4 protein-coding genes are annotated in these 9,885 nt (G+C 36.9%); 2 read left to right on the plus strand and 2 right to left on the minus strand.

Features of this window, described 5'->3' with window-relative positions:
* Positions 1-13 precede the first annotated feature (13 nt).
* Together IKK64_02955 and IKK64_02960 are read left to right on the plus strand one after the other, a co-directional pair.
* Entirely contained in the window at positions 14-4,246 is a 4,233-nt protein-coding gene (locus IKK64_02955; GenBank protein MBR4119020.1) for a leucine-rich repeat protein, read from the plus strand.
* Positions 4,247-4,255: 9 nt separating this feature from the next.
* The gene (locus IKK64_02960) at positions 4,256-6,679 is read left to right on the plus strand and encodes an Ig-like domain-containing protein (protein ID MBR4119021.1); all 2,424 of its coding nucleotides are present in this window, start codon (positions 4,256-4,258) and stop codon (positions 6,677-6,679) included.
* 114 nt (positions 6,680-6,793) lie between these two features.
* Here the strand turns inward: IKK64_02960 and IKK64_02965 are convergent, their stop codons facing one another.
* Positions 6,794-8,575, minus strand: coding sequence for a DUF4465 domain-containing protein (locus IKK64_02965; GenBank protein MBR4119022.1), 1,782 nt, complete (start codon positions 8,573-8,575; stop codon positions 6,794-6,796).
* A 24-nt stretch (positions 8,576-8,599) separates the two neighbouring features.
* Positions 8,600-9,754 carry a cell surface protein gene (locus IKK64_02970; protein ID MBR4119023.1) on the minus strand — a complete coding sequence of 385 codons (1,155 nt, stop codon included), beginning with the start codon at positions 9,752-9,754 and terminating at the stop codon, positions 8,600-8,602.
* Positions 9,755-9,885: the final 131 nt, after the last annotated feature.

Consider the following 9,885-nt stretch of genomic DNA (forward strand, 5'->3'; position numbering starts at 1 on the left):
CGGTTGTACAGCTTTGAAGTCTGTCCGTTTTGAAGATGGTTCATCTGATGTCTATTTAGGAGTGTATTATAGTTATTCTATTTCTTATTCTAAAGGTTTATTTAGCAGTTGTCCATTGGAAGAGGTTTACATTGGTAGAAATATTAAATACAAGGATCGTGATTCATCATATCCCTTTGCATCTAATCCTGATAAATATGGATATTCAGCTTTCTACAATCAACCTAAACTCGCAAAAGTAACAATAGGAGAAGGGTGTACATCTCTAACAGACTATTTATTCTATAAAAATGCTACTATAACGATACTCTCTTTACCAAATGTTAGGACAATAGGTAATTCTACCTTCCAAGAGTGTGCAAAATTAGCTACTCTTAATTTGGGATCAAGTATTGAAACGGTTGGAAACTCAGCCTTTTATAATTGCTCTAATATAACCAAACTTACATTCCCTAATTCAATAAAAGATATAGGAAATAGTGCTTTTGGTAATTGTACAAGTATAACTGAAGTTACAGTTGGAAGTGGCCTTAAAACAATAGGTGATAACGCTTTCTATAATTGTCGCTCCTTTACTGCTGTTATTTTACCTGATAGTTTGACAACAATGGGTGCCTCGGCTTTTGAGAGTTGTACTAAACTTACTATCGCTAAACTTGGAAAGTCATTGACGTCTGTTCCTGCTAAGGCATTTAAAAATTGTATTGCTTTATCAGAAATGGTAATCCCAAATACGGTTGAAGTGATAGGAGACCAAGCATTCTATAATGACTCTACTATTGCTACTATTACAATGAACGAGGGGTTGAAAACTATAGGCTCTGAGGTATTCTGGAATAACTCAGGTATAATGCGATTCACAATTCCAGGTACAGTTACCTCTATGGGAACTAACTGTTTTTATGGATGTACAAATGTTACATATTTAATATTTAAGGAGGGAGAGGGAACTCTTAATATTAATAATAGTAATTGTAGGAGTTCTAAAATTGATGCATTAACGACTAATACGACCTATAGAGATAGAAAATATGATTATTTCTATGATTGTCCTATTAGATTCTTGACCATTGGAAAGAATCTAACTTATTCAGGATACTCGGAATCTGTTTCAATATACAATCCAGAAACAAATAGAACTGAGACTCGTGCCAGCGCTCCTTTTGTAAATCACACAAATTTACGTTCTGTAACAATTGGTTCAAAAGTAACATTCCTTTATCATCATCTACTTAATGGATGTAGTAGCCTAACTAAATTAACAATGCCATCGGGTATGGAAAGTATACATAGTTACGCTCTTGCTAATTGTACAGGTATAACTTCATTGACATTCCCTAATCCATTGGTACTATTAGGTGACCATGCTTGTGAAAATAATACTAATTTAGCATCAGTCATATTTAATGAAGAACAAGGGAATTCATTAAGTTTAACTATTGGTGGAGCTGCGCTATCTAACTGCCCTGCATTGACAGAATTAATCATTCCAAGTAAAGCAACCTCGATAGGAAACTATTGTTTTAAAAATTCTCCAAATATTGTGAACATCAGATTTACTGATAGTTCAAAAGCCATTTCTTTGGGTACGGGATCGGCAAGTAATAATTCTATGTTTGGTGACTGTAGTTTACAGTCGTTGTATATGGGAAGAAATATATCATATCCCACAACAGGTGCAAGTTACTCTCCATTTTATAATCAATCATATTTGACCGATGTTAAATTTTCTCAGGTAGGAACTATTACATATTGTAAAGATTATCTTCTTTATGGAGTAAACAATTGTGAAACACTTCTACTCCCTGAAAGTATCACAGAATTAGGACGTTATTCTTTTGCTGAGATGACTGCTCTTAAAGGGATTGAGATACCATCTATGGTTACACATCTTAAAGAGGGGCTACTCTCAGGTGATGAAAATATTACATCTATTGTAATTCATCCTGCCGTTGTTTCGATGGAAAGTTATCTGTTTAGAAACTGTAAACGCCTTGCTTCAGTAACTTTTGAAGATGCTCCAGAAACTTTATCAGTATCATGGGGTGCTTCAAATAGTAATTATGGTCTTTTTAGAGATTGCCCAATTGAAACCTTATATTTGGGAAGATGGCTTTCATATAATACAGAAAGCCCAGAACGTTCTCCTTTTTATTCTATTTCAACACTTAAAAATCTTACTTTTGGAGAGAATGTGGGTGTGGTGGATAAATATATGTTCTCATATTGTTCTGGTCTTGAGGAGTTATATTTGCCCGATAATATTGGATCGGTAGGGTTATGGGGATTTAGAGGTTGTTCTTCTCTTAAATCGGTAAGATTTAGTAATAACCTTAGCCAAATTTCAGATTATGCTTTTTCTGGTTGTAGTTCACTTGACAATGTTTCATTCCCAGCAAGTATGACTTCAGTGGCAGATAATAGTTTCTCTAATTGTACTTCGTTGAGAAATCTTGATCTTGGAGAATCTTTAATGATTATAGGTCCCTCAGCATTTAAAAACTGCTCTGCTCTTGAGGGTATAGAGATTCCAGAGACTCTTTATGGTCTTGGTGTGGAAGCGTTTGCTAATTGTACCTCTTTGCCAAGTGTAACAATAAAGAGTATATCTTCGGTGGCTAAACAAGCCTTTCAAGGTTGTACTGGTTTGAAATGGGTATCGTTAAGTGATAAGACTACTTCTCTTGGAGAAAATTCTTTTGATGGTTGTACCAATATTGCTTATGTTAAATCATACGCTGAATTTCCTCCTGAAGGTTTGGTGAACTTCCCTGAAGAGGTTGTGGCTAACGGAACTGTGTTTGTTCCTGAATATTCAATTGATTATTATCAGTACTCTCCTACATGGGAGAATTGGTATAGTTTCAGACCTATCACTGAGGATGTACTTGTTACAAGTATTACTCTAAATCATACAGAATCAAATATAAAGGCGCAAGAGAGTGTTGAATTAATTGCTTCAGTGGGTTCTGATGATGCTGTTAATAAGGAGATTATATGGCGTAGTTCTAACGAGTCTGTTGCAACTGTTAACTCTGATGGTGTTGTTGAGGGTGTTGCTGTTGGTGAGGCAGACATTACCGCAATTGCTGCTGATGGTTCGGGAGTGAAAGCCATTTGCAAAATAATTGTTGATCCAACTTTGATGGAGTCAATATCTATTGATAATGGTGGTGTAGAGACTATTAAAAAAGGGCGTACATTGGAATTGTCAGTAGCCATTTTACCTGTTACAACTACTAATCCTTCTGTTGTATGGTCTTCTTCTAATCAAGAAGTGGCTACTGTTTCAGAGTTGGGCGTTGTTAATGCAATTACAGCAGGTGATGTTATTATAACTGCTACTGGAACAGATGGTTCAGGTGTTGAAACTTCGTTCTCTTTAAGTGTTATTCCTCCAACTACTGGCGACTCTAATGATAATGACGTTGTTACAATAACTGATGCTGTTAATACTGCAAACTATGCAGTTGGTATTGAAACTGCAAACTTCTGTTTTGAGGCTGCTGATGTGAATAAGGATAACCAAATTACATTGTCTGATGCATCGGGAACTGTTGCAGTAGTTCTTGAGCAAAGTATTGTTCCTTCAATGTTAAAGAAGCACAATCTGTATCGCAATGTATCTGAAATGGATTGTATTGTTATTGATGATTTCTCTATAACTCCCGAAAAGACAGAAACAGTTGCTGTTAAACTTGATAATTCTGTTGATTATGTTGCTTTGCAGGCAGATATTGTTGTTCCTGATGATTTACTTGTTGAAGGTGTAAATATAGGATCTCGTGCAGAGTTATCGCATAAATTAACTATCAAGCGATTAAATAATAATACTATCAGATTAGCACTATTTGCTCTTGATAATGCAACTTTTGCTGATAATGATGAGGCAATTGTAGAACTAAAGATTAAAGGGGCTGCTAACTCTATTGGAGATATTGAGGCTCATAATATTATTGCTGCCGATGCTCAAGCAAATGAATATATGCTTGCATCTGTTGGAGGTCATTACAGCGATTTAACAGGCTTAGATAATGTTAATGGGGTATCGGATATTGTTGTTACGGTTGATAACAATATTATTAATATTGAGAATGCTCAAGGTGAGAATGTTACTTTATATTCTCCAAACGGAACTCCTATTGCTAACTTTGTTGCGCAATCGGCGTTTGAGTCGCATAGCGTTGTAAGTGGTGTATATATTGTTGTTGTGGGTGATGTTGTAACTAAAGTAATTGTAAAATAATTTATCGGTATGAAAATATTTATTAGACATAATATATTTATACTTTTGACACTACTCTTAGGAGCAGTGTCGGAAGTATTTGCCGGAGATCGTTTTTATATCGATACCAAAAATATTGAACCAGGTGAAACCAGAAATATTGAGTTCGTTCTTGAAAATACTCAGGATTTTTATGGCTTTCAGGTTGATATTGAACTACCAGATGGGTTGGAGTTTGTTAAATTTAATGGAAAGGTAAAATCTTCGCTTTCACCTCGTGCTGATGATACATATAGTATTGTTAGCAATTTAATTACTGAAAAGAGTCTTAGACTTGGAACTTTTTCGGTAGAGAATAATCCGTTTACCGGGAATAACGGAGATTTGCTATATGTCTCTGTTAAGGCTCAAGAGAATTTTACAGGTGGTGTAATTTCTGTAACTAATGTTCTTTTTACTAATTCATTAAATAAGGATGTAAGGTTAGTTGATTCTTTTGCAGAGCTTGGTTATGTTTATAATAATAGTTTTTATATTCCTGACTTTAATATATCGGCAGGTGAAACAAAAACTATATCAATGATTCTTGATAATGAGACTCCTTTTTCTGCATTTCAGACCGATATTTATATGCCAGAGGGTTTGAATATTGTTGCTGAATCTTTTGAGTTGACGTCACGCGCATCATTACAAGAATTGCCGAAATATTTAGTTCTTGCATCATCGGGAAATGAGTCAATGGGAACAGTGTCGGCTACGGAGGGTAAAGTCTCAAAAGGTAGTTCTGTTACCTTAACTGCAACTCCAGCGGAAGGGTATGAGTTTAAAAACTGGACTGTTGATGGTGTGGTTGTATCAACACAAAATCCTTACAATGCTGTAATAACTGATGATACAGAGTTTGTTGCAACTTTTCAAAGGGAAAAAGAACAAATTGTTGTTCAAGAGGTAACTACAAACTTTATAGCATATCAATCATACTATGTTACAAATCTTATTGATGGTAGTTATACTACAAAGTTCTGGTCTAACGCTTCTCAAGATCTGGGGAAATATATAATGTTAGACTTAGGCAAGGTTTACAATGTTGAAGATATTAAATTATATTTTACAGATGCTGATCAGCCAACTGGTGCAACGATTGAAACATCAGTGAATGCGACAGATGATTCATGGATGACTATTGCAACGTTTACTAAATCAGATATATTAAATGTAACAGAGGGTTCTTCAATCGTTAACCGTTATACCTGTAATGCAAAAGGTGCTGAGGCTCGATATGTTCGTATGAGAATTTCAACAAATGAACCTGAATTTTGGTTACAAATGACCGAATTTAAAGTTTATGGCAGAGAGTTTCAAGGAAGTGCAGTTGAGGTAAACGATGATGTAGCAGTTGCCAATAATTCAATTGGATTATTTGATGTTGAAAGTTCTAATATTGAGGTGTTCTCTTCATCGGAAGAGAATGAACAGACTCCTATTGTTTCTGACCATACAATTTCAGTGAAGAGTTTTACAGATGGAAGAATTCGTATAGCATGTTTCTCTCCTTCTAATACAATCTTTGTGGGGGATAGTGGGGCATTACTGAATTTTAAAGTTGAAGCAACAAATGTTGTATCGGATAGCGAGTTGATAGAATTGAAGAACCAGATATTCTCAACATACGATTCTAAAGAATATGTTCTTGAAAACTCTGAGACTTCGGTAACAATAGAAAGAGCTCTTGTTCAGAGTATTATTCTTGAGTATTCTTCTTTAGATTTAATAGTTGATGAGAGTAGGACTATTGCAACATCAATATCGCCAACGTATGCTTCTAATAAGGAGCTGAAATGGAGTAGTAGTGATGAGAATGTGGTAACTGTCTCTCCTTTTGGCGTAGTAACGGCTGTTGGTATAGGATCGGCTACTGTTACGGCTACTGCGGTTGATGGTTCAGGTGTAAATGCCTCTTGTAATGTAAATGTTGTTAAATATCCTTTATCAATCTCTATTAGCAATGAAAGTTTGCAACTCAACGAGGGAGAAAATTATCAACTTATAGCAGAGATACTGCCTATTGATGCAACTGATAAGAGTGTTTTGTGGATCTCTTCAAATGAGAACGTTGTGTATGTCGATCAGACTGGTCTTATTGAAGCTATCGCTGAGGGGGAGGCAGAGATTCGCGTTTCGAGTATTGCTAATCCTTTAATATCTGATGTTTGTATTGTTACAGTAACAAATGAGTCGGGAGTGGAGTCTGTAAATATGGATAATTCAACTATAATAACTCGTGGTAATGAGATTATAGTTAAAGGTTCTCAATCGGCTACTATTTACAATATTAACGGAACTTGTATTGCACATAAGATAGCCTCAGATGGTGAAATTAGATTCTTTATGCTATATGCGGGTGTTTATATAGTTAATACTGGGGAATATTCTTTAAAAGTAATTATTAAATAAGTTTCTAAATAAGAAGTTTTGTTTTAAATGAAGTGAACCCCAAAGTTTGGCAAAAACTTTTGGGGTTCACTTTAAATAGAGTTGCCTCTATTTTTTAACTACTGTTTTAACATATTATTTTGAGAACTTTATTGCTTTGGTACCAACCTTTGCTATATATATTCCGTTTGGTAGTGGGGCGGTTGTGATTGTTGTTGTGCCTTCGTTTACGGGTTGTGACAGTACCTCAACTCCGTTTACTGAATATACTTTTACAACTTCGGTTTTTGATGCGGTTACATATATGCTGTTACCAGCGTAGTATATGGTTGTATTGTTATCCTCTATTGTGGAATCTTCTATTCCGCTTGGCACTGGGTTTTTTACTGTAATGCGATCCATACAGAAGTATGCGGGGGTGTTCATTCCCCATTGTCCTGCGTCGGTTGATTCCATTGTGAAATATACCTCTTTAACCGAGCCAAGTGATGTGAGGTCAAACCATGTCCACTCTGTTACTTGTGAAAGTGAGCCATTCTTGAACTCGGCAAGTGTGAACTCTGCTGTTGTTTCAGAGTTATCCTCTTTTACTCCGTGTGCTATTAGTTTAAACCAATCACCTTCGTTAGTGAGTCCGTTTGCAAAGTCGTTACCATCTATGTTGGTGTAGTAAGGGTATGGCGAGTTTGTAACGTACATTCCTGCTGGGGTATAGTTGTTGCCATCGTTGAAGGTTATTGATAGGCTATTTTCTGCCTCCCATGAACTATAATTTGCTACTATGTATGGGCGTTCAGCATCAACAGTAATTTCATCTCCGCTTACTGCTGATATTCCTCCTTTTGCCATACAGCCCCATTGGGTATCTAATAGGTAATCGGCTGAGGCATCACTTGCGTTTTGGCTTACTGTAAATCCGTTCCATGCCATTCCTCCGTATGATGTGCCTTCGCCACCTATCAGGTGTGAGAATCGGAATACTTGTGCTTCCCAATGTGTGTAATCAACATCGTTGTAGGTCTCTGCCCACTCTCCTGTTGTATTGAATGTAAATTCTGTTGGTGTTGTTGGTTGTGTTAGGTCTAATACAATTCCTTCAACCTCTTCGTCTTCAACTTCTGTTGATACGGTAAATTTATCCATACAGAAGTATCCTGGTGTATTCATTCCCCATGTTGGATCAGTGTCGGTTGATTCCATTGTGAAGTACACCTCTGTTACTTCGCCTAATGTTGAGAGGTCAAACCATGTCCATTCATCAATTGCTGAGAATGTTCCATCGTTATACTCGGCAAGGATTATTTCGGTTGTAGTTTCATCTCCGTTTGCTTTAACTCCGTGTGCAATAAGTTTAAGATAATCGCCCTCTTCGGTGAATGCTCGTGCTACAAAATATCCATCTTTTGTGCTATAATATACGTATGGGGTATTTGTTATATAGAATCCTTCAGGGGTGTAACTATTGCCATCGTTAAATAGTATTGAGAGATTGTGTTGTGTTGACATAAGGCTGTAATATCCTACAATATATGGGATATTGGCATCAATGGTAATGTTCTCTCCGTCAATAGCCGATATTCCTCCTTTTGCCATACAGCCCCATTGGGTAGAGGTAAGGTCTTCGGCTGAGGCATCACTTGCATTTTTACTTACTGTAAATCCGTCCCAAGCCAAGCCGTCCCATGATGAGCCAGGTCCGTCAATTAGGTGAGAGAACATAAAGATTTGAGATTCCCAGTAGGTATAATCAACATCGTTGTAGGTCTCTGTCCATACACCATTATCATTATATGTGAATGTTGTGGGGTTTGATGGTTGTGTTAGGTCTAATACAATACTCTTTTTTGCCGCATATAGCGGAGAGCATAACAATAGTGCAAAGGTTACACAAATGATAGTTTTGTAAAGATGTTTCATAATATTGTATTTTTAAGTTGTTTGTTACAAATTCAAGTCTTCTGCTCCTATAAATTCGGTTGAGCTTTCGCCTATCTGTCCGCAGTTTTGTAGTAGTCCTGTTGTTACTTTTATAAAGTCTATGCCTATAAGTTCTACTTTTTCGCCGTTGCTGTTTACTGCCCAAGAGATATCAAATGAGTTGTTCTCTTTGTCTCGGTTGGGATAGTTATCGGCATATCCCCATGCATATTTGTCAAGGAAGTATTGTCCGTTACTCTTTATGGTGTAGTTTTCAGGTAGTAGCGTGCTTGTGAATGTGAGTTCTTTGGCGTTGCTCCATTGTGGCCAATATTCAAGGGAGTGGTTTGTAAAATTGTTTTGTTCAATAAAGCCTTCTCCTCCCATATTATCGCTCCACTTTATATACTCTTTATCTACAACTCCGTTCTTCCCGGGGATAGGTGTCTTCCCCTCTTCTGGTCGGTAATATGTTACTTGATAGTTCTTGATTGTTTCGGGGTTGTTGTATTCGCTTCCTGCAAGTTCGTACCACTCATCATCGGCAATGCCGTTGTTGTTGCGGTCTAACGAAACTGATACAATGCCACACTCTGAACTTCCTGTAAAGGCGTTACTACCTAAAAAGAAATCTTTTTCTCCTTTGCGGTTTATTATGGTGTGGTCAAACCCTACAACTATATATCCTCCAAATGAGCCGAGCGAAACCATACTGCCGTTTAGAAGATATTGTTCTGTTTTTTGTCGGGTAATCTCTTTTGTGTCTCCCTCTTCATATTCGGGCAGGTCGTTTATGAATTGTCCCGGTGCCGGATTAAATTCTAAAACTTTCGACATTTTTGCTTTGTACTCAACCTCTTCGGGTAGGACCACTATTGCAGAGGTTTGTATAATCTGCTCCCCGTCGTCCTCTATTGTGAGGATTAGTGAGTAATTTCCGCTCTTCTCGGCAACAAATATGCACTCTCTATCCTCTGATAGTAGTGTTACCTCTCCGCTTTCAGATATTATCTCCCATTTGAAACTATCTCCTCTTGCTCCTGTTGCAAGTGCGAGTTTTTGTAGACGTGGTACCGAATAGTTGTCATCAACGCCTATTGATGTTATATCGGGTCCGTTATGGCAACCTATCAGTAGTATTGCCGATAGGATTGTTGTTATAAAATGTATTCTTTTCATAATTACTTGTATATAAATTCTATTGATGAGGGTATATCTCCTGTAAACACGCTCCAACGCTTTGTGCCTTGTGGTGAGTAACAGGTTATTGTTCCCGATGATACATAGTTTTTGGCATCGCATATAAACAC

Source organism: Bacteroidales bacterium, assembly GCA_017521245.1.
In the GTDB taxonomy this organism is placed as follows: domain Bacteria; phylum Bacteroidota; class Bacteroidia; order Bacteroidales; family G3-4614; genus Caccoplasma_A.